Annotated in this window: 32 protein-coding genes and 1 pseudogene; 20 read left to right on the top strand and 13 right to left on the bottom strand. The window is 69.9% G+C overall.

The features are described from left to right. Nucleotides 1–74: 74 nt before the first annotated feature. The 3 genes from EPY72_RS08930 to EPY72_RS08920 are packed head-to-tail and all read left to right on the top strand — an operon-like array spanning nucleotide 75 to nucleotide 2958. Entirely contained in the window at nucleotides 75–1721 is a 1647-nt protein-coding gene (locus EPY72_RS08930; protein ID WP_135806188.1) for a CTP synthase, read from the top strand. Then, complete coding sequence (gene guaA, locus EPY72_RS08925) at nucleotides 1721–2638, top strand: glutamine-hydrolyzing GMP synthase (RefSeq protein WP_134668953.1); 918 nt, start codon at nucleotides 1721–1723, stop codon at nucleotides 2636–2638. Before EPY72_RS08930 ends, guaA begins: the two co-directional genes overlap by 1 nt. Next, a complete protein-coding gene (locus EPY72_RS08920) occupies nucleotides 2638–2958 on the top strand; it encodes a DUF7126 family protein (protein ID WP_134668951.1) in 321 nt (106 codons plus the stop codon). The genes guaA and EPY72_RS08920 overlap by 1 nt, the downstream gene beginning before the upstream one ends. Nucleotides 2959–2983: 25 nt before the next feature. On the opposite strand, the gene EPY72_RS08915 is transcribed toward EPY72_RS08920, so the two are convergent. After that, on the bottom strand, nucleotides 2984–3667 hold the full coding sequence (locus EPY72_RS08915) for an MBL fold metallo-hydrolase (protein ID WP_135806187.1): 684 nt from the start codon (nucleotides 3665–3667) through the stop codon (nucleotides 2984–2986). A gap of 80 nt (nucleotides 3668–3747) precedes the next feature. Between EPY72_RS08915 and EPY72_RS08910 the strand changes: the two genes are divergently transcribed. The 3 genes from EPY72_RS08910 (at nucleotide 3748) to EPY72_RS08900 (ending at nucleotide 5062) form a co-directional block, all read left to right on the top strand. Next, nucleotides 3748–3960, top strand: a complete 213-nt coding sequence (locus tag EPY72_RS08910) for a DUF8142 family protein (RefSeq protein ID WP_134668948.1) — start codon at nucleotides 3748–3750, stop codon at nucleotides 3958–3960. 386 nt (nucleotides 3961–4346) lie between these two features. Further along, nucleotides 4347–4664: a cupin domain-containing protein gene (locus tag EPY72_RS08905; protein WP_135806186.1), complete on the top strand. Its 318-nt coding sequence runs from the start codon at nucleotides 4347–4349 to the stop codon at nucleotides 4662–4664. Between the two features lie 68 nt (nucleotides 4665–4732). Beyond that, complete coding sequence (locus EPY72_RS08900) at nucleotides 4733–5062, top strand: transcription factor S (protein WP_134668944.1); 330 nt, start codon at nucleotides 4733–4735, stop codon at nucleotides 5060–5062. Here EPY72_RS08900 and EPY72_RS08895 read toward each other — a convergent pair. Continuing rightward, complete coding sequence (locus EPY72_RS08895; RefSeq protein ID WP_135806185.1) at nucleotides 5059–5448, bottom strand: DCC1-like thiol-disulfide oxidoreductase family protein; 390 nt, start codon at nucleotides 5446–5448, stop codon at nucleotides 5059–5061. The two genes, EPY72_RS08900 and EPY72_RS08895, sit on opposite strands and share 4 nt — an antisense overlap. A 153-nt stretch (nucleotides 5449–5601) precedes the next feature. Between EPY72_RS08895 and EPY72_RS20060 the strand changes: the two are divergent. Then, a pseudogene (locus EPY72_RS20060) lies at nucleotides 5602–5694 on the top strand (phosphoenolpyruvate carboxylase); the annotation flags it as partial. A gap of 57 nt (nucleotides 5695–5751) precedes the next feature. Next, entirely contained in the window at nucleotides 5752–6273 is a 522-nt protein-coding gene (locus EPY72_RS08885) for a hypothetical protein (protein ID WP_135806184.1), read from the top strand. A 21-nt stretch (nucleotides 6274–6294) separates the two neighbouring features. On the opposite strand, the gene EPY72_RS08880 is transcribed toward EPY72_RS08885, so the two are convergent. From EPY72_RS08880 to EPY72_RS08855, 6 genes are all read right to left on the bottom strand, one after another. Continuing rightward, the gene (locus tag EPY72_RS08880; RefSeq protein WP_244605550.1) at nucleotides 6295–6831 is read right to left on the bottom strand and encodes a DUF8135 domain-containing protein; all 537 of its coding nucleotides are present in this window, start codon (nucleotides 6829–6831) and stop codon (nucleotides 6295–6297) included. Continuing rightward, complete coding sequence (locus tag EPY72_RS08875; protein WP_135806183.1) at nucleotides 6828–7718, bottom strand: hypothetical protein; 891 nt, start codon at nucleotides 7716–7718, stop codon at nucleotides 6828–6830. Before EPY72_RS08875 ends, EPY72_RS08880 begins: the two co-directional genes overlap by 4 nt. A gap of 88 nt (nucleotides 7719–7806) precedes the next feature. Continuing rightward, entirely contained in the window at nucleotides 7807–8673 is an 867-nt protein-coding gene (locus EPY72_RS08870; RefSeq protein WP_135806182.1) for a dihydrodipicolinate synthase family protein, read from the bottom strand. A gap of 45 nt (nucleotides 8674–8718) precedes the next feature. Next, the gene (locus tag EPY72_RS08865; protein ID WP_135806181.1) at nucleotides 8719–9015 is read right to left on the bottom strand and encodes a hypothetical protein; all 297 of its coding nucleotides are present in this window, start codon (nucleotides 9013–9015) and stop codon (nucleotides 8719–8721) included. A gap of 512 nt (nucleotides 9016–9527) precedes the next feature. Continuing rightward, complete coding sequence (locus EPY72_RS08860; RefSeq protein WP_135806180.1) at nucleotides 9528–10205, bottom strand: potassium channel family protein; 678 nt, start codon at nucleotides 10203–10205, stop codon at nucleotides 9528–9530. Between the two features lie 62 nt (nucleotides 10206–10267). Further along, on the bottom strand, nucleotides 10268–10627 hold the full coding sequence (locus EPY72_RS08855) for a response regulator transcription factor (protein ID WP_135806179.1): 360 nt from the start codon (nucleotides 10625–10627) through the stop codon (nucleotides 10268–10270). Nucleotides 10628–10838: 211 nt separating this feature from the next. Between EPY72_RS08855 and EPY72_RS08850 the strand changes: the two genes are divergently transcribed. After that, a complete protein-coding gene (locus EPY72_RS08850; protein ID WP_134668930.1) occupies nucleotides 10839–11267 on the top strand; it encodes a universal stress protein in 429 nt (142 codons plus the stop codon). A gap of 3 nt (nucleotides 11268–11270) precedes the next feature. Here EPY72_RS08850 and EPY72_RS08845 read toward each other — a convergent pair whose 3' ends face one another. Further along, a complete protein-coding gene (locus EPY72_RS08845) occupies nucleotides 11271–11555 on the bottom strand; it encodes a DUF2249 domain-containing protein (RefSeq protein ID WP_135806178.1) in 285 nt (94 codons plus the stop codon). 112 nt (nucleotides 11556–11667) lie between these two features. On the opposite strand from EPY72_RS08845, the gene EPY72_RS08840 reads away from it, so the two are divergent. After that, complete coding sequence (locus EPY72_RS08840) at nucleotides 11668–12291, top strand: helix-turn-helix domain-containing protein (RefSeq protein ID WP_134668927.1); 624 nt, start codon at nucleotides 11668–11670, stop codon at nucleotides 12289–12291. Here the strand turns inward: EPY72_RS08840 and hemG are convergent. From hemG to EPY72_RS08820, 4 genes are read right to left on the bottom strand one after another with little or no spacing between them, the layout of a single operon-like run. Then, nucleotides 12269–13564 carry a protoporphyrinogen oxidase gene (gene hemG, locus EPY72_RS08835; RefSeq protein ID WP_135806177.1) on the bottom strand — a complete coding sequence of 432 codons (1296 nt, stop codon included), beginning with the start codon at nucleotides 13562–13564 and terminating at the stop codon, nucleotides 12269–12271. The two genes, EPY72_RS08840 and hemG, sit on opposite strands and share 23 nt — an antisense overlap. Beyond that, nucleotides 13561–13923, bottom strand: coding sequence for a hypothetical protein (locus EPY72_RS08830; RefSeq protein ID WP_134668923.1), 363 nt, complete (start codon nucleotides 13921–13923; stop codon nucleotides 13561–13563). The genes hemG and EPY72_RS08830 overlap by 4 nt, the downstream gene beginning before the upstream one ends. Nucleotide 13924: 1 nt before the next feature. Further along, a complete protein-coding gene (locus tag EPY72_RS08825) occupies nucleotides 13925–15013 on the bottom strand; it encodes a radical SAM protein (RefSeq protein ID WP_135806176.1) in 1089 nt (362 codons plus the stop codon). Nucleotides 15014–15019: 6 nt separating this feature from the next. Continuing rightward, nucleotides 15020–15535 carry a halocyanin domain-containing protein gene (locus EPY72_RS08820; RefSeq protein WP_135806175.1) on the bottom strand — a complete coding sequence of 172 codons (516 nt, stop codon included), beginning with the start codon at nucleotides 15533–15535 and terminating at the stop codon, nucleotides 15020–15022. A 154-nt stretch (nucleotides 15536–15689) separates the two neighbouring features. Here EPY72_RS08820 and EPY72_RS08815 point away from each other — a divergent pair, with 154 nt between their 5' ends. From EPY72_RS08815 to dgoD, 10 genes are all read left to right on the top strand, one after another. Further along, nucleotides 15690–16247 carry a DUF7998 family protein gene (locus tag EPY72_RS08815; RefSeq protein ID WP_135806174.1) on the top strand — a complete coding sequence of 186 codons (558 nt, stop codon included), beginning with the start codon at nucleotides 15690–15692 and terminating at the stop codon, nucleotides 16245–16247. An 86-nt stretch (nucleotides 16248–16333) separates the two neighbouring features. Further along, the gene (locus tag EPY72_RS08810; protein ID WP_135806173.1) at nucleotides 16334–16882 is read left to right on the top strand and encodes a metal-dependent hydrolase; all 549 of its coding nucleotides are present in this window, start codon (nucleotides 16334–16336) and stop codon (nucleotides 16880–16882) included. Between the two features lie 85 nt (nucleotides 16883–16967). Beyond that, nucleotides 16968–17180, top strand: coding sequence for a DUF2249 domain-containing protein (locus tag EPY72_RS08805; protein ID WP_134668914.1), 213 nt, complete (start codon nucleotides 16968–16970; stop codon nucleotides 17178–17180). Then, nucleotides 17177–18523: a hypothetical protein gene (locus EPY72_RS08800; protein ID WP_135806172.1), complete on the top strand. Its 1347-nt coding sequence runs from the start codon at nucleotides 17177–17179 to the stop codon at nucleotides 18521–18523. Before EPY72_RS08805 ends, EPY72_RS08800 begins: the two co-directional genes overlap by 4 nt. Nucleotides 18524–18598: 75 nt before the next feature. Beyond that, a complete protein-coding gene (locus tag EPY72_RS08795; protein WP_135806171.1) occupies nucleotides 18599–18979 on the top strand; it encodes a cupin domain-containing protein in 381 nt (126 codons plus the stop codon). Nucleotides 18980–19034: 55 nt separating this feature from the next. Further along, a complete protein-coding gene (locus EPY72_RS08790; protein ID WP_135806170.1) occupies nucleotides 19035–19262 on the top strand; it encodes a DUF2249 domain-containing protein in 228 nt (75 codons plus the stop codon). Further along, nucleotides 19262–19570, top strand: coding sequence for a cupin domain-containing protein (locus EPY72_RS08785; RefSeq protein ID WP_134668907.1), 309 nt, complete (start codon nucleotides 19262–19264; stop codon nucleotides 19568–19570). The genes EPY72_RS08790 and EPY72_RS08785 overlap by 1 nt, the downstream gene beginning before the upstream one ends. Nucleotides 19571–19790: 220 nt before the next feature. Beyond that, on the top strand, nucleotides 19791–22079 hold the full coding sequence (locus EPY72_RS08780; RefSeq protein ID WP_135806169.1) for a nitric-oxide reductase large subunit: 2289 nt from the start codon (nucleotides 19791–19793) through the stop codon (nucleotides 22077–22079). A gap of 165 nt (nucleotides 22080–22244) precedes the next feature. Further along, nucleotides 22245–23309 (top strand): copper-containing nitrite reductase, encoded by a 1065-nt coding sequence (gene nirK / locus EPY72_RS08775; RefSeq protein ID WP_135806168.1) that lies wholly within the window; start codon nucleotides 22245–22247, stop codon nucleotides 23307–23309. A gap of 223 nt (nucleotides 23310–23532) precedes the next feature. Beyond that, nucleotides 23533–24687 (top strand): galactonate dehydratase, encoded by a 1155-nt coding sequence (gene dgoD, locus EPY72_RS08770; RefSeq protein ID WP_135806167.1) that lies wholly within the window; start codon nucleotides 23533–23535, stop codon nucleotides 24685–24687.

Raw genomic sequence — 24687 nt, 5'->3', positions numbered from 1 at the left:
AGGCCCGTGGGAGACGCTCACGGCGTGCGCTCGCGCTCCGAAATCGTTTTGAACGACGCCCGCCGACACTCGGTATGCCGACCGAACCCGAAACAGACTACGACCCTTCTCTCGGGAACAAGTTCATCTTCGTGACCGGGGGCGTCATGTCCGGACTGGGCAAGGGCATCACGGCGGCCTCGACGGGCCGACTCCTCGCCAACGCCGGGTTCGACGTGACCGCGGTCAAGATCGACCCCTATCTCAACGTCGACGCGGGGACGATGAACCCCTACCAGCACGGTGAGGTGTACGTCCTCAAGGACGGCGGCGAGGTCGACCTCGATCTGGGGAACTACGAGCGGTTCCTCGACATCGACATGACGTTCGACCACAACGTCACCACGGGCAAGACCTACCAGCACGTCATCGAGAAAGAACGGGCGGGCGACTACCTCGGCAAGACCGTCCAGATCATCCCCCACGTCACCGACGACATCAAGCGCCGGATCCGGGAAGCCGCCGAAGGCCACGACGTCTGCATCGTCGAGGTCGGGGGCACCGTCGGCGACATCGAGGGGATGCCGTTCCTCGAAGCCCTCCGGCAGTTCGCCCACGAGGAAGACGAGGAGGACTTCCTTTTGACCCACGTCACGCTCGTCCCGTACTCGAAAAACGGCGAGCAAAAGACCAAACCGACCCAGCACTCGGTGAAAGAACTGCGCTCGATCGGCCTCCAGCCCGACATTCTGGTCGGGCGCTGTGAGGACGAACTCGACCCCTCGACCAAAGAGAAGATCGCGCTTTTCTGCGACGTGCCGACCGACGCCGTCTTCTCGAACCCCGACGTCGAGGACATCTACCACGTCCCGCTGATGGTCGAGGAGGAGGGCCTCGACGAGTACGTGATGGAGCGGTTCGGCCTCGCCGACGAGGCCGTCCCCGCCGAGGAGCGCGACACTCAGTGGCGCGATCTGGTGACCCAGGAGACCGGCGGCGAGGTCGACATCGCGCTGGTGGGCAAGTACGACCTCGAGGACGCCTACCTCTCGGTCAACGAGGCGCTGAAGCACGCCGGCCTCGAACGGGGCGTCGACGTGAACGTGCTGTGGGTCGACAGCGAAAAGATGGCCGACGACGACGAGGCGCGACTCCGGGAGGCCGACGGCGTCGTCGTGCCCGGCGGCTTCGGCTCGCGGGGCACCGCGGGCAAGATCGATGCCATCCGGTACGCCCGCGAACACGACGTGCCGTTCCTCGGGCTGTGTCTGGGGTTCCAGCTCGCGGTCGTCGAGTACGCCCGTAACGTCCTCGGGCTGGAGGGCGCCCACTCGGCGGAGATCGACGCCGAGACGCCCCACCCGGTCATCGACCTGCTACCCGAGCAGTACGACCTCGAGGACCTCGGCGGGACGATGCGGCTGGGCGCCCACGAGACCGAGATCGCGCCCGGGACGCTGGCCGCGGACGTGTACGGCGCCGAGGCCTGTACCGAGCGCCACCGCCACCGCTACGAGGTCAACCCCGAGTACTTCGAGGACTTCGCCGACACCGACCTCGTGTTCTCGGGCGAGTCGGGCAACCGGATGGAGATCCTGGAGCTAGACGATCACCCGTACTTCCTCGGAACGCAGTTCCACCCCGAGTTCCGATCGCGGCCGACCCGGGCGAGCCCGCCGTTCGTCGGGCTGCTCGACGCGGTCGTCGAATCGACTGACGAGCGACTGGAGGTCGAAGCATAATGGTAGACACAGACGAGTTCATCGACGAGGCGGTCCCAGAGGTTCGCGAACAGGTCGGCGACGAGAACGCCATCATCGCGCTGTCGGGCGGGGTCGACTCCTCGGTCGCGGCGGCGCTCGCCTACGAGGCGATCGGCGATCAGCTCACGCCGGTGTACGTCGACACGGGCCTGATGCGGAAAGGCGAGACCGACCAGATCCGCGAGACGTTCTCGTTCATGGAGAGCTTGGAGATCGTCGAGGCCCAAGACCGGTTCCTCGACGCGCTCGCGGGCGTCACCGATCCCGAGGAGAAGCGCAAAGTCATCGGCGAGCAGTTCATCCGGGAGTTCGAGACGGTCGCCCGCGAGACCGACGCCAGCATGCTCGTGCAGGGGACGATCTACCCCGACCGGATCGAGAGCGAGGGCAACATCAAGTCCCACCACAACGTCGGCGGGCTCCCCGACGTCGTCGACTTCGACGGCATCGTCGAGCCGGTCCGGGACCTCTACAAGGACGAGGTCCGGGAGGTCGCCCGCGCGCTCGACCTCGAGTCGGTCGTCGCCGAGCGGATGCCGTTCCCCGGCCCCGGGCTCGCGGTCCGGATCGTCGGCGAGGTCACCCGCGAGAAGGTCGAGGTCGCCCGCGAGGCGACCCACGTCGTCGAGGAGGAGCTCGCGGAGTACGACCCGTGGCAGGCGTTCGCCGCGGTGCTCGGCAAGGCCACCGGCGTCAAGGGCGACAACCGGGTCCACGGCTGGGTCGTCGCGGTCCGGTCGGTCGAGAGCCGCGACGGGATGACCGCCCGCGCACAGGAACTCGACTGGGAGACCCTCCAGCGGGTCCAGAGCCGGATCACCGGCGAGAACGAGAACGTCGCGCGGGTCGTCTACGACGTGACCCACAAACCGCCCGCGACCATCGAGTACGAGTGATGAAGGCGATCGTGGTCGGTCCCGACGACGACGGACTTGGCGAGGCCCTCGACGCCGAGGGCGCCGACGTGACTCGAATCGAAGACGTCGCCACCCGGCCCGCCCTCGAATCGGCGGGCGTCACCGACGCCGACGCGCTGGTGTTGACCCAAGCGAGCGGCGCGACCGCGATTCCGGTCGCGAGGGACCTCAACGACGGCGTCCGGATCGTCGTCTACGCCGAGGACGACCTGCCCGACTTCGCCCGCGGGCAGGCCGACCTGATCGTCGATCCGCGACTGCTCTCGGTCGACGCCGTGGCCGAGGAGCTGGCGGACTGACCGGCGGCGCGTTTTTCGGCGCCGACTACAGCCGCGCGGCCAGCTCTCGGAGTCGGTCGCTCCCGCCCGCGAGGATCGGCGTGCCGTGGCCCATCGCGGCCACGTCGAAGTCAGGGACGCGGTCGGCGAGCGCGCGAACGCTCCGGCGGACCGCGACGGTGTCGTAGCTAATCAGCCACGGCGACGGTTCGAGGTCGCCGCCCCGCTCGCGGACGAGATCGCCGAGAAACGCCACCCGGTCGCCGACGTAGACGACGTGGCCCGGCGAGTGGCCCGGCGTGTGGTAGGCCTCGAACCCCCCGATCTGGTCGCCGTCGGCCACCGGCCGGATCGGGACGCCCGGCGCGGCGACGAACGGCTGGACGACTCGCTGGAGCAGGCCCTTGTGATTGTGCCAGTCGGGGCGGTCCCGGCCGGCCAGCACCGCGGCGTCCTCGCGCCCGAGATACACCGGCACGTCGAGGCCCAACTTCCCGAGCGCGCCGACGTGATCGAAGTCGTAGTGGGTGACGAGAATGCGGTCGATCTCCCCGACTGCGTGGCCGGTGTCCCGGATCGCGCGCGCGAGCGGACCGGCGTCGCGGGGCGTCCCGGCGTCCACGAGCACCAGATCGTCGCCGTCCTCGACGAGGTAGGCGTTGACGCTTCCCAGATCCAGCCACCAGACCCCCGCCGCGTCGGGGCTCCGAAGTTCGGTCGTCGTTGCCATGTCGCAGGCTACGGGGTGGTCGGTGAAAGTCCTGCTCCCCGAACGGACGCTTTTTGTCGGTGGAGCGCCCACGTCACCGCATGGAGAATCGCTTCCCGTCGGGGTCTCGCGACCGCACCCGGGCCGCGCTCGCGGTCCTCCCGTTTCTCGCGCTCGGGCTCGCGGACGTGCTGTTGTTGCTCCTGTGGGGCGTCGACCCGCTGTGGGGGTTCGCCATCCTCCCGCCGATCCTGTTCGTGAGCGCGCTGGCGTGGATCGCGTTCTCGACGGGGTTCGTCGGCGACCGGGAGTAGTTCCGAACCGTTCAGAACCGTTTACTCCCGTGAACTGTGTGGACGGTCGGCCCCGTTGAAGTGACGACGCCCCCAACGGACGACTGCGGTCGCGGCGCACACGACCCGCCGTCGCACCGCTCTCGGCCGCGTCCGACCGCACTTCCCGGCGCGACGACGAGCGATCCCGGTCGGGCCGGACCGCCCACCGGCCCGACGTCCACCGCCATCGGTCGCCACCGCCGGCGACCGACCCACCACCCCTGAGCGACCCGGCCGTTCACAGAGGCACGCACCGCAGTCGGGCCCGCGGCGCCGCGCCGCCCGCTCCCGGCGCTCGCCGCGGCCCGCCGCCCGTCCTCCCGCTCGGACCGACCTTTAAGAGCCGGCCGGCCGTCTCGCCCGATATGGGACTCGACAGCTACCCGGACCTCGACCCCGACGCGGGCGAGGTCGTCGACGCCGAAGTGGTCGTGACCGACGACGTACTGGTGAAGGCGTTCGCGCTCGGACCGGGCGCGGAACTGACGCCCCACGACCACCCCGACGCGACGAACGTCTTCCACGTCCTCGAAGGGACGGTGACGGTCGTCCGGGGCGACGACGAGGAGTCGATCGACGCGCCCGGCGTCGTGCTCCACGAGCGGGGTGCGGTCCACGGCGCGCGCAACGAGACCGACCGGGTCGCGGTGCTGACCGCGAGCCTGTGTCCGTTGCCGTCCTGAACGCCGGCGACGCCGATCGGAGTCGCCCGAACGTGGTGCTTATGGGGAGCCGTCGACTACCTGCGGACATGCAATTTTGCGACGAATGTGGCTCCATGATGAAGTCGATGGGGTCGAAGATGGTGTGTACCGACGACGACTGCCAGCACACCGTCGCGAAAGACGAGGAGAAGGCCGCCGAGTTCGTCACCACCGAAGAGCAGGGCGACTCGGACGTGATCGAGACCTCCGAGGACGCCAACTTCGAGGGGAAGCCGACCGCCGACGACGTGATCTGCGACGAGTGTGGCCACGAGAAGGCGTGGTACACCATCAAGCAGACCGGCTCGGCCGACGAACCGCCGACGCGGTTTTTCAAGTGCCAGGAGTGTGGCCACCGCTGGCGCGATTACAGCTAAGGGTCGCCGCCGGACCCCTCGCGCGCCGGGGGCGTCTTCGAGACCACGGCGCCCAGTTCCGAGCGGTGGTCGGCGACCCATCGGTAGACGTTCTCGCGGGCGCGTTCGTAGTCCTCGAAGTTCCGGAGGAACTCGACGAGCGGGCGAGCCGACGCGCCGACCTCCGACCGGACCACCGCCTGTTCGAGCGACTCGCCACAGGAGTACACCGCGCCGTCTGCCAGCAGGTGCGAACACGACTCGTAGTCGTCGGGCAGGCGCGAACGCTCCCCGTCGGTCAGTTCCGAGAAGCCGACGATTCGGAACGACGAGCGGCGCTCGAAGAAGTCCGCCCACCACGTACAGAACCCGCAGTCGTCGTCGTACACGAGTGTGGTCTCGCTCATAGTCGACCCGTGGGACGACACCCACTAAGCCCTGTTGACAGCCGCGGGGCGGCGAACCGGGACGGGCGTCGTCCGCGACGGCGCAGGGACGTTCGAGCCTGGCGAGCGTAGTGGCGTGGACTTCCACGCCAGAGCGTCCGACGAGACGTCCGACTGCTCGGCGAGGACGACCGCTCTCCCGAGGCCGAGCGGACTCTCCGGCTGACGGTCGAGGGGATCGCGGCCGGGATGAAGAATACGGGATAGTCCGATTTCCGAGGGGTGGCGACAACGCTTACGGACGGGGCGGTGGTGACCCGGGACGTGATACCCGACATCGACCGACGGGAGTTCCTGGGGCGGGGCGCGGTGACGTTGCTCGGAATCGCGGGGCTGGCGGGCTCGGCGGGCGCACAGGACGAACCGACGCGGTCCAGACTGACCCGGCGGATGGCCTTCGACGAGCCGGCGACGCTCTCGGACGACTACGTCAGCCGGATCGTCCTGCTCACCGACCGGATGGAGCCGGATCCGGACATGCCGCCGGTCGCCGAGTGTGCGTTCTCGAACTGGCCGCCCGAGGAGCTTGGCCTCTGGGAAGGGCTGGTGATCGAGTGGCAAAACGAGGGGTTCGGCGAGCTCCTGACCGACAGCAAGGAAGTCCGGGCCGAGAAGATGGTCGAACTCCGGATCGTCGTCGACGAACAGGCGTCGCCGGCCGAACTCGGCACGCCGTTCATCGTCGGCGGGCGCGTCGAGTGCCCGGAGGGGTACGTCGGCGTCGAGACCAACGAGGTGCCGGGGCTCCGAATCAAGACGGGGCCGGGCGTCAGCACGCAGGGGTGACCGTCGAGCGTAGCGACGGGGTCACTCGGCGTCGGTCGCGATACTGCCGACCTCGTCGTCGTCGACGACCATCGGACAGTCGGCGACTCGGAAGTGGTCGACGTCGGGCATCTCGAGGATGTCGGTGCCCTCGTTGGTGCAGGCGACCGTCGGCGGGTCCGCGAAGTACGGACAGCCGTGACACGTCGACTTCTCGACGGTCCGGACGTCCCGGCCGTCGAGCCACTCGGCGTCGGCGACGGCCGTCGACGCGGCCACCTCGAAGTCGCCGTCGTCGTCGTCGGCCAGTCGCTCCCAGAGAGCCTCGCCGTCGATCTGGCCCACGTCGACCGACTCGAACGGGCCCTCGGCGTCGGTCTCGCGGCTTCGCCGCCGCTCGTCGACCTCCGACGCCACGTCGGCGAGCGGCCCGGTCCGGGAGGGCGAGTCGCCCGACCGGGACCGAACGTCGGCCGCGAGATCGCCGAGGGGCTCGGCGGATCGGTCGGCGATTTCGGCCTCGTCGGGGGCGCGCTCGGCCGCCTCCGGGCGGTCCTCGTCGGCGTCGCGGTCGCTCATTCGCCGGCCTCCGAATCGTCGAGAATGTCGTCGAGCGCCGCCTCGTGGTCGGTCGCGTCGGCCGCGACCTCGTCGACGGCCCAGTCGGCTCGCTCGCCTTCGAGCGCCGGCGGTTCGCCGACGACGAGGGTCGGCGAGCCGAACAACCCCTGTTTCGGCTCGACGTCGCTGAAGGTGCTCGCACAGTGGGGGCAGGTCGGCGACGCGAGCAGTCCGACGTGGACGGTCTGGTCGCAGTGGCCACAGTCGGCGCTCCGGACGCCCCGCCGGTTCGCGAGGGTCGCGAGCTCGTCGGCCGCCGCGCGGGCGGCGTGGCGGGCCGCCAGCGTCTCGGTCCGATCGCGGATATCGACGGTCACCTCCGCGAGCGTCGTCAGCTTCGCTTCGAGGTCGTCGGTCGCCTCGGTGAGGTATTCGAGGACGTCCTCGTAGTTCTCGAAGCCGGTCTCGACCGTCTCGTCTAACTCCGCGACCGTCGCGGCGAGGTCGTCGAGTTCGGCCGCCAGCTCGTCGGCCCTGTCGGCGACCGCCGCGGGCGCGAGGTCGGGGTGGTCGTGGTCGGTCGGGGCCTTCTCGTCGGCCTCGCGCTTGACCTGCACCACCCGGTCGCGGACGTCGTCGATCTTCTCGTCGAACGACGACCGGGCGTCCTCGACGTCGGCCCGGACGTCGTCGAGGTCGGCCGCGAGCGCCTCGTGGTCTGCGACCAACCGCGCGAGGAGCTCGCGCCGTAGCGCCCCGAGCTCCTCCGTGTCGCCTCCGGGCCCGGTGCCGAGCCGGGCGAGCAGTTCCTCGCGGCTCACGCCCAACTGCTCGGCCTGCGCGTCGAGCCACCCCTCCAGCGAGTCCCCCGGCGGCGACGGTTCGGTGACATTTTCGCCGGCCATTCGCTTTCAGTTATCACAGCGCCGACTTAATGGTTGGCCTCGCCGTCCGCGCTCCCCTGCGGGCGGCCCACGCGATCGGATCGGCCGGTCAGGGCGTCACGTCCCCGACGAGTTCGGCTATCTCGGCCTCGGCGGCCGCGCCGAGTTCGGTGTGGGGCCGCCGGACGTACCCCACGGGCGCGCCCCGCTCGCGCATCGCCGCCTTCGTCCCCGGGACGCCGTGCTCGATGGCGGCCGTGCGGTTGAGCTCTAAGAGTCGGGCGTTGAGCTGGCGGGCGGCCGCGTCGTCGCCGCCGACGTGGAGCCGGTAGATCTCGGTGGCGCGTTCGGGCGCGATGTTCGCGAGCCCGAGCACGCCGCCGTCGGCGCCCGACGCCAGCGCGTGCGCGTAGACGTTGCCGCTCCCCTCCAGCAGGTCGAACGACTCGTCGGCGGTGAGCGCGAGCGTGCGCTGAAAGCCCCCGAGGTCGCCGCTCGAATCTTTCATCCCGGCGACGTTGTCGTGGCTCGCCAGCCGACCCACCACCTCGGGCGCCAGCGCGACGCCGGTGAACACCGGGACGCTGTAGAGGTAGATCGGGATCGGGCTCTCGTCGGCCACCTCCCGGTAGTAGGCTTCGAGGTCGTCGTCGTCGTGGTCGTAGTAGAACGGCGTGACGACCAGCGCGGCGTCCGCGCCCGCGTCGGCCGCCAGTTCGGTCTGGCGGAGCGTCTCCCGGAGGCCGGGGTGGCCGGTCCCCGCCAGCACCGGGCCGTCGGCCGCCTCGGCGACGATCTCGGTGACGCGGGCGCGCTCCTCGAGGCCCATCAGTTCCGCCTCGCTGTTCGAGCCACACGGGACCAGAAAGTCGACGCCGCGGTCCTCGATCCACCCGACCAGTTCCCGGAGCCGTTCGGTGTCGAGCTCGCCGTCCCCGTCGAAGGGCGTGACGAGCGGGACGCCAGTGCCTCGCATACCCGGTCGACGACGGGGACGGACTTGAAAGTGAGCGCCCGGCGGTCAGGCTCGCCCCGACGCGACCGCCGCGACGCCGAACGCGACGGCGAGCGTCACCAGCGTCCACCCGAGCCACCAGGCGTCGGCGCTCCCGCCGGCCCGGAGCCGGACCGCGAGCAGTCCGGTCGCGACCCCGTAGCCGACGATCGTCCCGCCGGCGATCCGCGCGACTCGACGCTCGTCGTCGACCGCGCCGGGCTGGTAGTTCGCCAGGAGGTCGAGCCGACCGCGAGCGACGCCCGCGCCGGCCGCGACCAGCAGGACTCCGATCGCGCCGGTGACGAGTACGTTCGCGTCCACGGACGCGGAGTCTCGCCGACGACTGAAAAGCGTTCGGTGCCGGTCGCGCCGCCGGTCCGGTGCGTCTGACGCACTTTTAAGTCAGAGCCGGACACACGCCCCACCGGGCGCGCACTGACGGCCTCTCTCCCCATCCTCCCACCCGCGCGCCCGGCACACCACACTCCCCACACCCTCTCCCCACACCTTTCGCGTCCGCTACTCCGCGTTAGACTCACGTAATACCGAGTTACGCGAGGGCTACGCGAGCGCTGAGACCGGCGAGTCGAGCGACAGACGCCGCCTACGCCGGCGACAGCGTCCACATAACAAAGTCCGAACTCGCCATAGCAGGAGACGCGCCCGGCGGTTCGGGCGCAAGCGTGCAGCAGTCTCCCGGTCGGGCGACCTCGACGGTGCCGGAGGCGCTGGCGGCGAGCTGGCCTCTCGCCACTGTGTCACCAACCCTCCCACGAAAGTTCTCGTCTCGATCGCCCGCCACGACCCCGCACTGCCCATTTCCTCCACGTTTTTCACGACTCGGAAGCCGCGGCGCCGTCGCCCTGTAGCAGTCGACGGGCCTCGGGCACCGCCTCGCGCTCGGCGATCACCGCCAGTTTGTCGCCGCCTTCGACGGTGGTCTGGGGGAGCGGGATCGTCATCCGCTCGTGGGCGCGGCCGTGGGCGTAGATCCGGACGTCCTCGGGGAGGTCGATCGAGGTGACCCGCCGGCCCACGATCGGCGACTCGTCGGGGACGGTGAGCGTCGTCAACTGGAGCGCCGCGGTCAGGTCGGCGATGACGCTGAAGTTGCCCCCGAGCAGGGCTGTCTTCGCGCCGGCCGCGCCGAGTCGCTCGGGGTAGACCACCTCGTCGACGTCGTCTGCGAACTTGTGGTAGATGTCGCCCCGGTAGTCCTCGTCGATCCGCATCACGGTGCGACAGCCGTAGTGTTTGCCGAGCATGCACGCCGCGAAGTTGACGTTGAGGTCGCCGGTCAGCGCCCCGACCGCGTCGGCGCTTTCGGGGTCGGCCTGTTCGAACATCTCCTCGCCGGCGCCGTCGCCCTCCACGACGAAAAAGCCCTCCGAGCGCGCACGGTCGGCCTTCTCGGCGTCGTTCTCGATCACGGTGACCTCGTGGCCTTCCTCCTGGAGGATGCGAGCGGTCCGCAGACCGACGCGGCCGGCACCCACGATAACAAATCGCATGCAAAGGGCTACTCCGACCAGCAACAAAAGGATTCGTGTAGATTCGGCCCGGTCCGACCGACTCACCGCGAGGTGTCCGAGCCGTCGACCAGTTCGGTCACGGTGGCCGACAGCGCGTCGACCCCCGAGAGGGGTTTGGTGAGGTAGGCGTCGCAGTCGAGGTCCGCAGACGGCTGTTCGCCCGAGACCATCGCGATTCGACAGTCGACGTCGCTCGCCCGGATCGCTTCGAGCACCGCGTCGCCGCGAGTGTCGGGCAACCCCCGGTCTAAAAGCACCACGTCGACCGCTTCGTCGAGGCGCTCGAGCGCCGCCTCGCCGGTGTATGCGGTTCGTACCTCGAAGTGCGACGAGAGGTGAGCGGTGAAGCCGTCTGCCAGCGGTCGGTCGTCGTCGACGACCAGCACGGTTGTGTCGGACATAGTCTTTGAGAGGGCCAAATTCGACTAGGCCTAGTCAACTCCGCGACTAAGCAATGGGAGATTGTTGCAGATCGTTGCGACCGTTTCGAGCGTCGTTTCGCGATCGGAACGATGGCAACGTCGGGCGAGACTCCGGTCAGACGGGGGTTTTCGCCCGGCGGGAATTACGGTGTCTTATTTACGTGGCGCTCGTCAACTGTCGAGTAGAGACATGTACGACACCGTGTTGCTCCCGACCGACGGGAGCGAAGCAACGGAGAACGTCGTCGAACACGCAAGCGACATCGCCGCCCGGCGAGACGCCCGAGTCCACGTCCTCTACGTCGTCGACGACCGCGCGTTTCTCACCCTCTCGGAAGACCGCGTGCCGGAGGTCAGCGAAGAGCTCCGCAACGAGGGCGAGCGCGCGACCGGCGAGGCCGCGGCGGCGCTCGAAGCCGACGGCGTCGACGTCACGACCGCGGTCCGAGAGGGCAACCCCGCCGACGAGATCCTCGCGGCCGCCGACGACAACGACGCCGACCTCGTGGTGATGGGCACCCACGGCGCGGATCCGACCCGCGACATGCTCGGGAGCGTCTCTCAGAAGGTCGTTACGCTGTCGTCGGTGCCGGTGCTCACCGTCAACATCGACGAGTAGTCGCTACGCGTCGGGCCGCCAGATGGCGGTCACCACCTCCTCGTCGCCCTCGATCGTCTCGTACTCGTACCCCCTGTCGGTCAGCTTCGGATAGAGGTGCTGGGGCGCCCGATCGTTGCGCTGGATCAACACCGCCTCCTCTTCGAGGTCGGCCAGCGTCTCCAGCGTCTCCGAGAGGGGCTTGGGCGGGCCGGCCGCGCGCACGTCGAGCGTGCGACGCGGCCGGTCGGTCGGAACGCCGGCCCGGTCGACTGCTCGCGCCGCCGTGTCGGTGGGTTTCGAGGCCATGTTTCGACGTTCGCGGGCGCGCCCCACCACGCTTTCCCCGAACACGTTCGGCGACGTTGCCGAACATGTTCGGAAACACTTACGGGTCGGTCGGCCGAGAACGGTACGTACGATGCCGACCGCCAAGCTCCACATCACGCTCCCCGACGGCGTCTGGATCCACGAGGTATCGACCGCCCACCCCGAGACAGACTTCCGCGTGCTGGCCGCGTTCCCCGCCGACGACACCGGTGTCGGGCTCCTCGAACTGGCGGGGCCAGACCTGCCCACGGTGGTCGGTGACATCGAGCGCCACGACGAGATCGTGAGCCTCGACCTCCACCAGGTGTCGGAGGGGACCGCGCTGGTCGAGTTCGAGACCACCGCGCCGCTTTTGCTGTTGACCGTCCGAGAGTCGGCGATGCCGCTCGAACTCCCGTTCACCATCCGGGACGGCGAGGCGACCGTCGAGCTCACCGCCTCGCGCGACCGGCTCTCGGCGTTCACGACCCAACTGGAGTCGTTCGGGATGCGCTTCGACGTCGAGTACATCCGCGAGATGGTCGACTCCGAGAGCCTGCTGACCGACCGCCAGCACGAACTGCTCGACGCGGCGGTCGAGGCCGGCTACTACGACACCCCGCGGGAGTGCTCGCTGACGGAGCTGGCCGACCGGGCCGGCGTGGCGAAGTCGACCGCGAGCGAGACGCTCCACCGCGTCGAGGAGAAGATAATCAAGCAGTACGCGGAGGGGTAGCCGTCGACTCGGCGCAGTCGGCCAGCCGGTCGGCGATCTTCTTTGCCTCCCGGATCCGGCCCGGAATCCCGGCCCGAGCGGTGTAGTTGGTACAGAGGTGGAGGCCGACCGGCGTCGAGAGCCGGTCTAACGCCGCCCAGCTCCGGTCGTAGGCCGGCATGCCCAGCTCCCACCGGTGGACCGACAGGACGCGGGCCCCGTGGCCCGTCACCGCCTCGAACTCCCGAGCCGCCACGGAGCCGAGCCGATCGTCGTCCCACTCGACCACCTCGGGGTCGTACCCGCCGCCGAGATAGCAGGTGTACACCCCCTCGCGGTCGAGCAGGCTGTCGTTCCACGTCGTCCCGAGCGTCCGGAGGTCCTCGTCGTACTGGACCTGATAGCCGGCGCCGGTCAGGTCGGCGTCCGCGGCGAGGTGGACGACCGCCTGCGGATTGTAGGTGAACTCCCGGAGGGCGTCGGCCGCCTCGGGCGCGAACTCCGCCACGAGGCCGGCGGTCACGCCCGCGGGCGTCGTGACGACCAGTTCGTCGAAACGCTCGTCGCCGTCCGGCGTTTCGAGGACGAACCGCTCGCCGGCGCGCCCGATCGCCTCGACGGGCGTGTTCAGGTGCGCCGTGTCGTCGTTGTCGGCGTACAGCGCCTCGGGGAGCCGCTGGAGCCCGCCGTCGAACGACGCGATCGGCGGCGCCTCCCGGCCTTCGAGCACCTTCTTGGCGACCGAGGTCAGGACGCTTCCCTCGATGCCGGCCGAGTCGAGCGCCCGCGACAGCGAGTGGCGCATCGGCATCTCGTCGGGGTGGGTGCCGTAGAGGCCGCCGTACAGCGGCCCGAAGTAGTAGCGTGCGACCTCCGAGCCGAACTTCCGGGTCAGGTACGCCTCGACGCTCTCGTCGGGTCGCGCCGCGGTGGTGAGCGGTTCGAACAGCGCCCGGAGCTTCCCGCGCCACGACAGCAGGTCGGTCGCGACCGCCTCCCGGGGCGTCTGGGGAACCAGTCGGAGCCGACCGTCGCGGTAGACGTACAGCGGGAGGTCGTCGGCCTCCCGGAGTTCGTCGCCGAGCCCGAGCGACTCGACCAGCGCGGCGATGCTCGGGGTGAGTCTGGTGCGCTGGGGGCCGAGATCGAGCACCCGGCCGTCGACCCGCCGGCTCCGGATCACGCCGCCGGGCTCGTCGTCGGCCTCGAAGAGGACGCTGTCGACCCCCTGCTCGCGGAGGAAGTGGTGGGCCGCGAGTCCGGTGACGCCGCCGCCGACGACCCCGACCCTCATGGTTCGAGCAGGTCGCGCGCGACCGACGGGTCGACGCGCTCGGCCGCGACGGTCGACGCCCACTGTTCGACCAGTGCGTCGGCGAGCCGGGCGGAGAGTCGGTCGACCGCGTCCCGCTGGGCCGCCGACAGCTCGCCGGCCGCTTCGAGCCGGTCGAGCGCGGCGGCGAGTTCGCGCTCCCGGACGCTGTCGCCGCGCTCTCTGAGCCGGTCGGCGACCGCCTCGGGGTCCGACGCCTCGCGGTCGGCCGCGTCGGACTCGGCGGTCGGATCGCGCTCGACGGCGTCGGTCACGGTCGAGGGGTTGGCTTCGGTCGCCCGAATCGCCTGTCCCGAACGCGTTCGGCCGTTCGTCGCCATCTCACTCGCCCTCCCACGGGAGCGGTCCGTCGTAGCCGTCCGGGACGAACGCACACAGCGGGTCGCTCTCCAGCGGATCGCCGGTGGCGGCGTAGGCCCGCGAGCGACTCCCGCCACAGACGTTCCGGAACTGGCAGGCCCCGCACTTGCCCTTCAGCCCGTCTTTGTCCCGGAGCGACGCGAAGAGGTCGGCGTTCCGATAGATGTCGGTGACCGACCGCTCGCGGACGTTGCCGGCCGACTCGGGCAAGAATCCCGAGGGGAACACTTCGCCGCGGTGGCTCACGAACGCGAAGCCGTCGCCCGCGGTGATCCCCATCTGGCGGCGTGGCGGGGCGTCGGTCTGCTGGACCGACACCCGCCGGTAGTGGGGCGCCTCGGTGGTCTTGACGCCGAACGGCCACTCCTCGCCTTCCTCGACCAGCCACTCCATCACGCGCTCGGCCCGCTCGGGCGAGACGGCATCGAGGGCCGCCCCGCGACCGACGGGCACGAGGAAGAAGACGCTCCAGAGCACCGCGCCGAGGTCCGCCACGAGGTCGGCGATGTCCGGCAGATCCGAGATCGTCTGGCGACAGACGGTGGTGTTGATCTGCAGGGGCAGTCCCGCCTCGCGGGCGGCCAGCGCGGCCTCCATCGTCTCCTCGTAACTGCCCTCCTCGCCGCGGAACGCGTCGTGGCTCTCGGCGGTCGCGCCGTCGACGCTGACCGCCATCCGGCGCAGGCCCGCGTCCGCGAGGTCCGAGACGGCGTCGGCCGACAGCGAGGCGGTCCCGCTCGGGGTCATCGTGACCGTGAGCCCGACGTCGGTGCCGTACTCCACGAGTTCGACGGCGTCGTCGCGCTTCAGGGGGTCGCCCCCGGAGAACACCACCAGTTGGTCCTCGCCGAACTCCCGGACGTCGTCGAGCAGCGCCTTGCCCTCGGCGGTCGAGAGCTCGTCGGGGTGGCGGTCGGTCTGGGCGTCGGCCCGGCAGTGCTCGCACGTCAGATCGCAGGCCTGCGTCAGCTCCCAGATGAGGACGAACGGCCGACTCGCGGTGTCGACTCGCGACGGCGGACCGCCCGACCGGCTGGCTGACTCGGACATCCGCGATTACTCCACGACGATTGCGCCCACCATTCCCATCGTCTCGTGGGGCGAGCAGATGTACTTGTACGTGCCGGCGCTCTCGAAGGTGTGCTCGAAGGTGAACCCTTCCTCGTCGGTCTGTTCGCTCTCGAAGTCGCCGTTCTCGGCGACCACGTTGTGGAAGCTTCCCTTCCCGGTCCACTCCCAGACGACGGTGGTCCCCGGCGACACCGCGACCGCGGCGGGCCCGAACCCGAACGCGCCGCCGTTGGCGTCGACGCCGACTTCGACGGTGACCTCGTCGGAACCGGTCTCGTCGACGACGCCGTCGAAGTTGCTCGTGTCGTCGAACCAGCCGTCGAACTCGTAGGAGTCCGAGCCGCCGTCGCCCGACTCGTCGCCGGATCCGTCGCTCTCGGTCTCGTCGCCACCGCCGCCGCCCGAACCGCTATCGCTCGAACAGCCCGCGAGGGCGGTCGCGGTCGCGCCCGCCGCAGTCATCTTCAGTACGGTCCGCCGGTCGAATGTGTCTCGTTCCATCGGAGTCGTCACCTGTGTTCGCACTTTGGAATGGGCTATAAATACCGCTGGCTCCGATTCCCAGCCCGTGAAAATCGCACGAACACGTTCGCGAGCGCGCCGGACGAACACGTTCGGGGCCACGGCTACCCCGGCGCCGACCCAACGATAGGGTATGGTCGGATTTCCGCGCCCGTTCGCGTCGGCGGACGCCGACGACGCGACCTTCGACGAGTACGACGAGTTCGTCCCCGAGACAATCCCCGAGCCGGGGCCGTTCCTCGACGGCGCCGACGTGCTTACCGGCGACGACCACGTCGGGTTCCACCGGCTCACCCGCGAGATATTCGAGGATCGGGGGGTGTACGACGCGACGTTCGGGTACAACCTCGCGCGCCTGAACCTCGACACCCGCCACCCCGACGCGGGGTTCCGATACGCCGAGGCGCCCGACGACCCGGCCACGTTGCTCGCGGAGTTCACCCCGACCACGGAGTTCTGTCCCCAGAGCGACAGCCTCACCGTGGGGTCGTTTCGCGCGTGGAACGGCCTCGCCGACCGCCACGAGTACGACCGCGTCTCGGTCGCGGTCGCGCCGCTCCACCACGACAGCGCCCGGATCAACGAGAAGCTCCGGAGCCTCGAACGCCGCTACCGCGAGGACGGGTCGCTCCACGACGACGACCCCCGGGACGGGACCGACGACGAGGGCGATCCCGCGACGCCGTTCTGATCGGGCGGCGGTCGGCTCCCGGCAGGACCGCCGTCGCGAGGAGATCCGCCACCAGCGACTTACGGAGACGCGTCGAGGTTCGTCTCATGGTCGACGTACTCGGACACCTCGGTATGGCGCTCATCTGGCTCGCGCCCGCGTGGTTAGTGATCGACGCGCGCAAGACCGCGGCGACGTTCGTCGGCGTCGGGTTCTGGTTCGGCATGCTACCCGACGTCGACCTCGTGCTCGCGAACACGATCGGGACGGTCAAACACCACGGGATCTTCCACACGGTGCTGGCGGTCGGGATCATGGCGGCGGTCGTCGGTCCGATCGTCGGGTACGTGTTGAAAAAGGTCCTCGGCGGGTCGACGTGGTTCTCGGACGCGGCGGCCGACGACGCGCTCTCGCTCGGCGTCGTGATGGTGTTCGTGGCGGGCGTCGCCCACGTCTTCGCCGACATCCTCTCGGCGCCGGACATCTCGGAGGGGATCGAACCGTTCTGGCCGGTGTACGCCCAGACGCTCGGCATCGACCTCGTGTGGTACAACAACCCGTGGGTCAACTGGGGCCTGTTCCTCGGCGGCGTGGCGCTCAACGTCGCGCTCTACGTTCGCGCGACGCCAGAGCCTCCGCGGCGCACGCGGGCCTGAGACCGCGTCTCGAATCTGTCGTCGGCCGGGGGAGTCGAACATCTTCGGGGGAACCGCTACCGAAACGGCCCGCCGACATACACACATGACGCGGACCCTCGACGCCCGCGAACTCGGCGGCGAGCCGTTCGGGGCGATCACCGAGGCGCTCGCCGACCTCGGCGACGACGAGACGCTGGTGGTGGTGAACAGCTTCGAGCCCGAACCCCTCTACGCGGTGCTCGACGAGCGGGGGTTCGACCACGACACCGAACGGCTCGCGCCCGACGAGTGGCGCGTGGAGATAACCCCGCGATGACCGCGATTCCCGGCGGGATCGACGCCGAGCGCGGCCCGCCGCTCGTCGTTCCCCTCGGCCACTTCGTGGTCGGGGTCGGCTTCCTGCTGGCGGGGAGCGCGCTCGGGGTCGCCGGCGCGGCCGGCGCCCACTGGGGGCTGTCGGGGCTCGCCCACGTCCACTTGCTTTTGATCGGGTGGGTCTGTGTCACCATCATGGGCGCGATGACCCAGTTCGTCCCGGTGTGGTCGGGGGTCGACCTCCACTCCCGGCGGCTCGCGCTCGCCCAGCTCGGGCTGGTCGCGACCGGACTCGCGGGGTTCGGGGCGGCGCTGGTCGCCGGCGCGCTCGCGTGGCTCCCGGTCGCGGGCGGGGCGATGCTCGTCGGCTTCTGGGTGTTCGCCTACAACGTCGCCCGGAGCCTCCCGCCGGTCCGGTCGCTCGACGTGACCGAGCGCCACTTCGCTCAGACGCTCGGCTACGCGGTCGTCGTGACCGCGCTCGGGCTCGCGCTCGCGGTCGACTTCGTCCGGCCGACGCTGGGAGCCGCCGGGCTGGTCCGGACGCGGATCGTCGCGGCCCACGCCACGCTGGCGGCGTTCGGCGTGATCCTGACCACCGTGATCGGCGCGCTCTACCAGCTCGCGACGATGTTCACCCAGACGGACCTCGACGCCGTCGACCAGCGACTCCGGCGGGTCGAGGAGTGGACCTACCCGGTCGGGGTCCTCGCGCTCGCGGTCGGCCGCGGGACCGACGCGGCGGCGGTCGGGCTCGCGGGCGCGGTGTTGGTGCTGGTCGGGGTGCTCGCGTTCTCGGCGGTGCTCGCACGCACCCTCTCGCGGACCCGCGTCGAGCGCACGCCGATGCTGTCGCGGTACGGCGTCGCCGCGCTCGCGCTCCCGGCGTGGGCGCTCGCGACCGCGCCCGCGTGGCTCGCGGCCCCGACCGATCCGGCGGTCGTCTTCGGCCCGCCGGGCGTCGGTCACTTCCTGCTGGCCGGCGTCGTGGGGTTCGTCCTGCTCGGGACGCTTTACCACGTCGTGCCGTTCGTCGTCTGGCTCCGGCGGTACAGCGACCGGGTGGGACTGGAGTCGGTCCCGATGATCGACGACCTCTACGACGACCGGCTCGCGGCGGTCGACTTCTGGCTCGCGTTCGGCGGGCTCGGACTCCTCGTGGCCGGCGACGCGACCGGCATCGGAGTCGCCGGGCTCGCGGGCGGGGTCGCGGCGACGCTCGGGTTCGGGCTCTTCGCGGCCAACCTCGTCGGCGTGGTCCTGCGCCACGGCCCCGAGGCGCTCCGGATCGAGGTGCTCGCGGCTGAGGCCGCCGAGCGCGATCCCGACGACGGACTGCGGTGATCGGCCGGCTGTGCGCCGGACTGGCCGAACTTGTTCGGGAAACCGGTGACGGACGCGTCTGCCCCACGTCCGGACATGGTCGCGACAGATTTCGACGCCGAGCGCGAGTACAACGACGAACAGTTCTCGGCCCGATCGGTGTTCCGGAGCGACCGGATGAAGGTCGTGCTCGGCTACTTCGAGCCGGGCCAGTTCATCCCGGTTCACGCGCCCGACAGCGACGTGGCGATCACGGTTCGGCGCGGGGCCGGCGTGATCCGAGACGGCGACGACGAGCACGCGGTCGGGCCGGGCGAGGTGGTGGTCGTCCCGGCCGGCGAAGACAGGGGCGTGCGCGCCGACGCCGACGGGCGCCTGGAGGCGACGCTGGTGACCGCGCCGCCGCCGACCGACGCCGAACACGAGCCGGTCCGGCGCGGGCTGGCGGCCGGCGAGTTCGATCCGACCGGGGAGTAGAGGCGAACATCTTCGGGAGAACCCCGAATAGCGACGTGGGCAAACGTTCGATCGCATGCCAACCCTAGATGTCCGCGAGATTCCGCCGCCGGAGCGCCACCCGATGATCCACCAGACGTTCGAGGACATGGACGCCGGCGAGACGCTGGAGATCGTCAACGACCACGAGCCCAAGCCCCTGTTCTACGAGATGCGGGCGGAGGTCGAGGCGTTCGATGCCGACGGCTACGAGGTCGATCGCGAGGACGACGAGAAATTCGTGGCGAAGTTCCCCAAGCAGTGATGGTCGAGACCGCCAGCCTCGACGACCTGACCGAGACGCCCCGCGAAGTCGCGTTCCCCGCCAGCGAGCCCAAGACGGTGGGGCTGTCGCTGGCGGCGGGCGAGGAGGTGCCCGCCCACCGCCACCCCGACCGGGAGATCGTCGTCCACGCGGTGTCGGGACGCCTCGACGTGCGAGTCGACGGCGAGTCGAACGTGCTCGAACCCGGCGATCTCCTCCGGTTCGACGGCCGAGAGGAGGTCTCGCCGAAGGCCGAGCAAGACAGCACCGCGCTGTTGGTACTGGCCCGGCGAGCCGACGACGACTGACCCCCAGAGCGGCGGTCGCGACCGGGGCGCGCAGACGTACACTCCTCACTTTTCGCGCGGCATGTGAGACGACCAGCCCGGCCGCCGTCCCGCGACGACCGCCCGGAGTCGCGGCGCCGGTCATCGGTGTCCCGACGCGCCCGAACGCGTTCGGCCGGGTTTCGAACCGCCGGGAATCGCGTTCCGGGTAAAAGGTCCCCGAACGGCAACCCCGAACTGTATGAGAGTCAAACGCAGCACGCTCGCCAAGATTCTGGCAGTCGTGTTCGTCCTGAACCTGGCGGTGATGGGCGTGGGCGCGTGGTACTCCTATCAGGAGGCCCCGCCGATCCCCCAGGAAGTCGTCGGTCCCGACGGCGAGACGGTGGTCACCGCCGAGCAGGTCCAGGCGGGCAAGACGACCTTCCAGTCGAACGGCATGATGAACCACGGGTCGATCCTCGGTAACGGCGCGTACTACGGCGCCGACTACACCGCCGACGCGCTCGACCTGAAAGTAGCGCACATGCGAGACTACTACGCCCGCGAGCAGTACGACGCCTCGTACGACGCGCTCGCCGAGGACCAGCGGGCGACCGTCGACGTGGCGGTCGAGGGCGATCTCGGCGACGGCGAGCCGGGCGACCGGATCGAGTACTCGGCCGCCGAGGCGTACGCCCACGAGCAGGTCCGCGGGACGTACGTCGAGCGCTACCACGAGGGGAGCGCCGAGCGGGGCGTCCCCGAGGGGATGATCGAGAGCGAGGAGGAGGCCCGGGAGTTCGCGGACTTCGCGCTCTGGACCGCGTGGTTCTCCCACACCGATCGGCCGGCCGGCGACCACTCGTACACCAACGAGTGGCCCTACGAGCCCGCGGCCGGGAACGACGCCACCGGCGCGGCGATGACCTGGAGCGTCGTCGCGATGGTGTTGCTGGTCGCCGGGGCGGGCTTTGGCGTCTGGCTCTACAAGTCGATCGAGCTCCCCGAGCCCGACACCGAGGGCGTGACGGTGCCCCGGCCGAGCGAGGTGAACCTCTTCCCCGGACAGGCCGCCGCGCTCCGGTTCGTCGTGGTCGGGGCGGGGCTGTTTCTCGCGCAGGTCCTGCTGGGCGGACTGCTTGCCCACTACTACATCGAGCGCGACGCGTTCTTCGGGCTCGGCGAACTGCTCGGCATCGACTTCCTCTCGATGCTCCCGTTCGCCATCGCCAAGACGTGGCACATCGACCTCGGGATCCTCTGGATCGCCACGCTGTGGCTCGGGGCGGGGCTGTTCCTCCCGCCGCTGCTGACCGGCCGCGAGCCGAAGAATCAGGGCCGATACGTCAACGGCCTGCTTGGCGCGCTCGTCGTGGTCGTGGTCGGGGGCCTCGCCGGGGTCTGGCTCGGCTCGAAGGGGTACTTCGACGGCGCGCTCTGGTGGATCCTCGGCAACGAGGGGCTCGAATACCTCGAGATCGGGCGGCTCTGGCAGGCCGGCATCCTCGTCGGCTTCCTCGCGTGGGCGGTCCTGACCGCCCGCGGGCTCAAGCCCCTGCTCGACCGCGAGCCCCGGTACGGCCTCGCGCACATGATCCTGTACGCGGGCGGGTCGATCGCCCTGCTGTTCTGTGCGGGGTTCCTCTACACGCCCCAGACCAACATCGTCGTCACGGAGTTCTGGCGGTGGTGGGTCGTCCACATGTGGGTCGAGGGCGCCTTCGAGTTCTTCATCGTCGCGCTGGTCGGGGTCACCCTCACCAGCATGAACCTGCTCGATCGGCGCTCGGCCGAGAAGGCGGTGATGGTTCAAGCCCTGCTCGTGATGGGGACCGGCGTCATCGGCGTCTCACACCACTACTGGTGGGTCGGCCAGCCCGACATGTGGATCCCGATCGGGAGCGCGTTCTCGACGCTCGAACTCATCCCGCTGGTGTTCATCCTCTACGAGGCGATGGGCCAGTACCGCGCGATGGCGGCCAGCGGCGAGTCGTTCCCCTACACGCTCCCGTTCATGTTCATCGTCGCCAGCGGGATCTGGAACTTCGTCGGGGCGGGGGTGCTCGGGTTCTTCATCAACCTCCCGTTCATCAACTACTTCGAGCACGGCACCTACCTCACGGTCGCCCACGCCCACGCCGCGATGTTCGGCGCGTTCGGCCTGCTCGCGCTGGGGATGGTCGTCTACATGCTCCGGATCGCGGTGCCCGAGGCCAAGTGGCGCGAGCGCACCCTCCGGTGGGCGTTCTGGACGTGGAACGCCGGGCTCGCGCTGATGGTCGGGATCAGCCTGCTCCCGGTCGGATTTCTCCAGCTCGAAGTGGCGTTCACGCAGAGCTACGACGCCGCCCGGAGTCTGGCGTTCTACGAGGGCGAGCTCGTTCAGTTGCTGTTCTGGGCCCGGATGCCCGGCGACGTGCTCGTGATCCTCGGAACCGCCCTCTTCGGCTACGACGTGGTCAAGAAGATTCGGGTCCGCCGCGAATCGGCGAGCGAGGCGCCCGCCGACACGCCGGCCGCGGCCGGCGGCGTGCTCGACGACGACTGACCGGCCACACTTCTTTCGGTCTCGCCCGGCGGCGTCGAGACTGACCGACGGTTCTCAAACTCTGAGAACCCGGTGAACGTGTTCGTCGGCGTTCCGTCCGACCGAGAATCGCCGACCCGGTTGAAGGTGGGTCGGTCGCTATCTGCAAGTGTAAGGTGACTCCCAATGCCTCGAACCAATCGGCGGACGGTCCTGCAGGGTATCGGCCTCGGCGGCGCGGCGTCGCTCGCCGGGTGTGCTAGCGAAACCGCTCCGAGCGCGACGGACACGACCATGCAACAACAGACTACGACGAAGACGACGACCGACCGAGTGGCGGCCGACCCGACCGACATCCCCGACCCCATCGACCGAAGCGAGCCAAAGACGGTTTCGAGGACCCTCCGGGCCGAGGAGGTGACCGCCGAGATCGAAGACGGGGTCACGTTCGACTACATGACGTACGACGGCCAGATTCCGGGGCCGATGATCCGGGTCCGGCGGGGCGACACCGTCGACCTCACCTTCGAGAACCCCGAGGAGAACACGATGCCCCACAACGTGGACTTCCACGCCTGCTACGGGCCGGGCGGGGGCGCCGACGCCACCACCGTCCCGCCGGGCGAGAGCGCTCGCCTGCGGTTCAAGGCGACCTACCCCGGGGCGTTCATCTACCACTGCGCGGTGCCGAACATGGACACCCACATCTCGGCGGGGATGTTCGGCATCATCCTGGTCGAGCCCGAGGACGGCCTGCCGGCGGTCGACCACGAGTTCTACGTCGGCCAGCACGAGCTCTACACCGACAAGCGCGCGGGCGAGAGCGGCCACCACGCCTTCGACACCGAGGCGATGCGCCGCGAGGAGCCCAGCTACGTCCTGATGAACGGCGAGAAGTACGCGCTGACCCCGGACGGCCGCGGGCCGATGACCGTCGAGACCGGCGACACCGCCCGGGTGTACTTCGTGACCGGCGGCCCCAACCTCACCAGTAGCTTCCACCCCATCGGCAACGTGTGGAAAGAGCTGTACCCGAAGGGATCGCTCACCTCCCGGACCCAGAAGTACATCGAGACGACGCCCGTCCGGCCGGGCACCGCGACCGTCGCGACTATGGACTTCCCGGTCCCCGGCGGCGTCAAGCTGGTCGACCACTCGCTGACCCGGGTCGCCCGGAAGGGGTGTATGGCCGTGATCGCGGCCGAAGGCGAGGAAAAGCCAGACGTCTTCGACCCCGAACCCGATCAGTGAGCGCCCCACACTCGCCACGTCGTCCGACGTCGCCGATCCGGCCTCGGTGACGTGTGGAGAATCAGCGTCTCTCGTCCCGACTCGCCGACCGCTCTCGGTCGGTGAGCCGAACGCCAAACCTTATCAGCCGCCGCCGCGTCGCTCCCCGGTATCTGACGATGACACTCCGAGAACCGACGCCGCGTCGCGTCCCCGCGCCGTCCCGTCCCCGTGGTGGTCGGGCGTGACCGACCGGATCGTCGACTACGAACTGTACGAGGTCCCGCCGCGGTGGCTGTTCGTCCGACTGGAGACGAGCGACGGGACGGTCGGCTGGGGCGAACCCGTCGTCGAAGGGCGGGCCCGCACGGTCCGGACCGCCGTCGAGGAACTGCTCGACACCTACCTCCTCGGGGAGCCGGCCGGCCGGATCGAGGACCACTGGCAGACGATGTACCGCGGGGGGTTCTACCGGGGCGGCCCCGTCCTGATGTCGGCGATCGCTGGCGTCGATCAGGCCCTCTGGGACATCAAGGGCAAGCGGTTCGGCGCGCCCGTCTACGAGCTTTTGGGCGGCAAGGCGCGCGACCGAGTCCGGGTGTATCAGTGGGTCGGCGGCGACCGCCCCGAGAACGTCGCCGAGGCCGCCCGGGAGAAGGTCGAGGCGGGGTTCAGCGCGCTCAAGATGAACGCGACCCCCGAGATGCGTCGGATCGACTCGCCGGCCGCGGTCGACGCCGCGGTCGATCGCCTGCGGGCGGTCCGGGAGGCGGTCGGCGACGAGGTCGACGTCGGCGTCGACTTCCACGGCCGGGTCGCCAAGTCGATGGCAAAGCGGCTCGCGGCCGCGCTCGAACCCCACCGGCCGATGTTCATCGAGGAGCCGGTGCTCCCCGAACACAACGACGCGCTCCCCGAGATCGCCGCCCACACCACGACGCCGATCGCGACCGGCGAGCGGCTGTTCTCGCGGTGGGACTTCAAACAGGTGTTCGAGAACGGGAGCGTCGACGTGGTCCAGCCGGATCTGAGCCACGCCGGCGGCATCACCGAGGTCAAGAAGATCGCCGACATGGCCGAGGCCTACGACGTGGCGCTTGCGCCCCACTGTCCGCTCGGCCCGATCGCGCTGGCGTCCTGCGTCCAAGTCGACGCCACCGCGCCCAACGCCCTGATCCAAGAGCAGAGCCTCGACATCCACTACAACGAGACCAGCGACGTACTCGAGTACCTCTCGGACCCGTCGGTGTTCGACTACGAGGACGGCTACGTCGACCTGCCCGACGGGCCGGGCCTCGGCGTCGAGATCGACGAGGACCACGTCCGGGCGGTCGCGGGCGACGTCGACTGGCACAACCCCGTCTGGCGCCACGAGGACGGCGGGATCGCGGAGTGGTGA

Origin of the sequence: Halorussus marinus, assembly GCF_004765795.1 — an archaeon.
GTDB lineage: Archaea > Halobacteriota > Halobacteria > Halobacteriales > Haladaptataceae > Halorussus > Halorussus marinus.
This window is presented reverse-complemented; position numbering and strand designations above follow the sequence as displayed.

Excerpts from the sequence above, each read along its gene's own strand:
- EPY72_RS08895 (WP_135806185.1), bottom strand. The coding sequence starts at position 5,448 with ATGAGCGAGACCACACTCGTGTACGACGACGACTGCGGGTTCTGTACG.
- nirK (WP_135806168.1), top strand. The coding sequence starts at position 22,245 with ATGCCTCGAACCAATCGGCGGACGGTCCTGCAGGGTATCGGCCTCGGC.
- EPY72_RS08850 (WP_134668930.1), top strand. The coding sequence starts at position 10,839 with ATGTACGACACCGTGTTGCTCCCGACCGACGGGAGCGAAGCAACGGAG.
- EPY72_RS08860 (WP_135806180.1), bottom strand. The coding sequence starts at position 10,205 with ATGCGATTTGTTATCGTGGGTGCCGGCCGCGTCGGTCTGCGGACCGCT.
- EPY72_RS08785 (WP_134668907.1), top strand. The coding sequence starts at position 19,262 with ATGGTCGAGACCGCCAGCCTCGACGACCTGACCGAGACGCCCCGCGAA.
- EPY72_RS08915 (WP_135806187.1), bottom strand. The coding sequence starts at position 3,667 with ATGGCAACGACGACCGAACTTCGGAGCCCCGACGCGGCGGGGGTCTGG.
- EPY72_RS08930 (WP_135806188.1), top strand. The coding sequence starts at position 75 with ATGCCGACCGAACCCGAAACAGACTACGACCCTTCTCTCGGGAACAAG.
- EPY72_RS08825 (WP_135806176.1), bottom strand. The coding sequence starts at position 15,013 with ATGTCCGAGTCAGCCAGCCGGTCGGGCGGTCCGCCGTCGCGAGTCGAC.
- EPY72_RS08840 (WP_134668927.1), top strand. The coding sequence starts at position 11,668 with ATGCCGACCGCCAAGCTCCACATCACGCTCCCCGACGGCGTCTGGATC.
- EPY72_RS08875 (WP_135806183.1), bottom strand. The coding sequence starts at position 7,718 with ATGGCCGGCGAAAATGTCACCGAACCGTCGCCGCCGGGGGACTCGCTG.
- EPY72_RS08780 (WP_135806169.1), top strand. The coding sequence starts at position 19,791 with ATGAGAGTCAAACGCAGCACGCTCGCCAAGATTCTGGCAGTCGTGTTC.
- EPY72_RS08810 (WP_135806173.1), top strand. The coding sequence starts at position 16,334 with ATGGTCGACGTACTCGGACACCTCGGTATGGCGCTCATCTGGCTCGCG.
- hemG (WP_135806177.1), bottom strand. The coding sequence starts at position 13,564 with ATGAGGGTCGGGGTCGTCGGCGGCGGCGTCACCGGACTCGCGGCCCAC.
- EPY72_RS08790 (WP_135806170.1), top strand. The coding sequence starts at position 19,035 with ATGCCAACCCTAGATGTCCGCGAGATTCCGCCGCCGGAGCGCCACCCG.
- EPY72_RS08815 (WP_135806174.1), top strand. The coding sequence starts at position 15,690 with ATGGTCGGATTTCCGCGCCCGTTCGCGTCGGCGGACGCCGACGACGCG.
- EPY72_RS08795 (WP_135806171.1), top strand. The coding sequence starts at position 18,599 with ATGGTCGCGACAGATTTCGACGCCGAGCGCGAGTACAACGACGAACAG.
- EPY72_RS08830 (WP_134668923.1), bottom strand. The coding sequence starts at position 13,923 with ATGGCGACGAACGGCCGAACGCGTTCGGGACAGGCGATTCGGGCGACC.
- EPY72_RS08870 (WP_135806182.1), bottom strand. The coding sequence starts at position 8,673 with ATGCGAGGCACTGGCGTCCCGCTCGTCACGCCCTTCGACGGGGACGGC.
- EPY72_RS08905 (WP_135806186.1), top strand. The coding sequence starts at position 4,347 with ATGGGACTCGACAGCTACCCGGACCTCGACCCCGACGCGGGCGAGGTC.
- EPY72_RS08820 (WP_135806175.1), bottom strand. The coding sequence starts at position 15,535 with ATGGAACGAGACACATTCGACCGGCGGACCGTACTGAAGATGACTGCG.
- EPY72_RS08900 (WP_134668944.1), top strand. The coding sequence starts at position 4,733 with ATGCAATTTTGCGACGAATGTGGCTCCATGATGAAGTCGATGGGGTCG.
- EPY72_RS08920 (WP_134668951.1), top strand. The coding sequence starts at position 2,638 with ATGAAGGCGATCGTGGTCGGTCCCGACGACGACGGACTTGGCGAGGCC.
- guaA (WP_134668953.1), top strand. The coding sequence starts at position 1,721 with ATGGTAGACACAGACGAGTTCATCGACGAGGCGGTCCCAGAGGTTCGC.
- EPY72_RS08845 (WP_135806178.1), bottom strand. The coding sequence starts at position 11,555 with ATGGCCTCGAAACCCACCGACACGGCGGCGCGAGCAGTCGACCGGGCC.
- EPY72_RS08800 (WP_135806172.1), top strand. The coding sequence starts at position 17,177 with ATGACCGCGATTCCCGGCGGGATCGACGCCGAGCGCGGCCCGCCGCTC.
- EPY72_RS08805 (WP_134668914.1), top strand. The coding sequence starts at position 16,968 with ATGACGCGGACCCTCGACGCCCGCGAACTCGGCGGCGAGCCGTTCGGG.
- EPY72_RS08910 (WP_134668948.1), top strand. The coding sequence starts at position 3,748 with ATGGAGAATCGCTTCCCGTCGGGGTCTCGCGACCGCACCCGGGCCGCG.
- EPY72_RS08855 (WP_135806179.1), bottom strand. The coding sequence starts at position 10,627 with ATGTCCGACACAACCGTGCTGGTCGTCGACGACGACCGACCGCTGGCA.
- EPY72_RS08880 (WP_244605550.1), bottom strand. The coding sequence starts at position 6,831 with ATGAGCGACCGCGACGCCGACGAGGACCGCCCGGAGGCGGCCGAGCGC.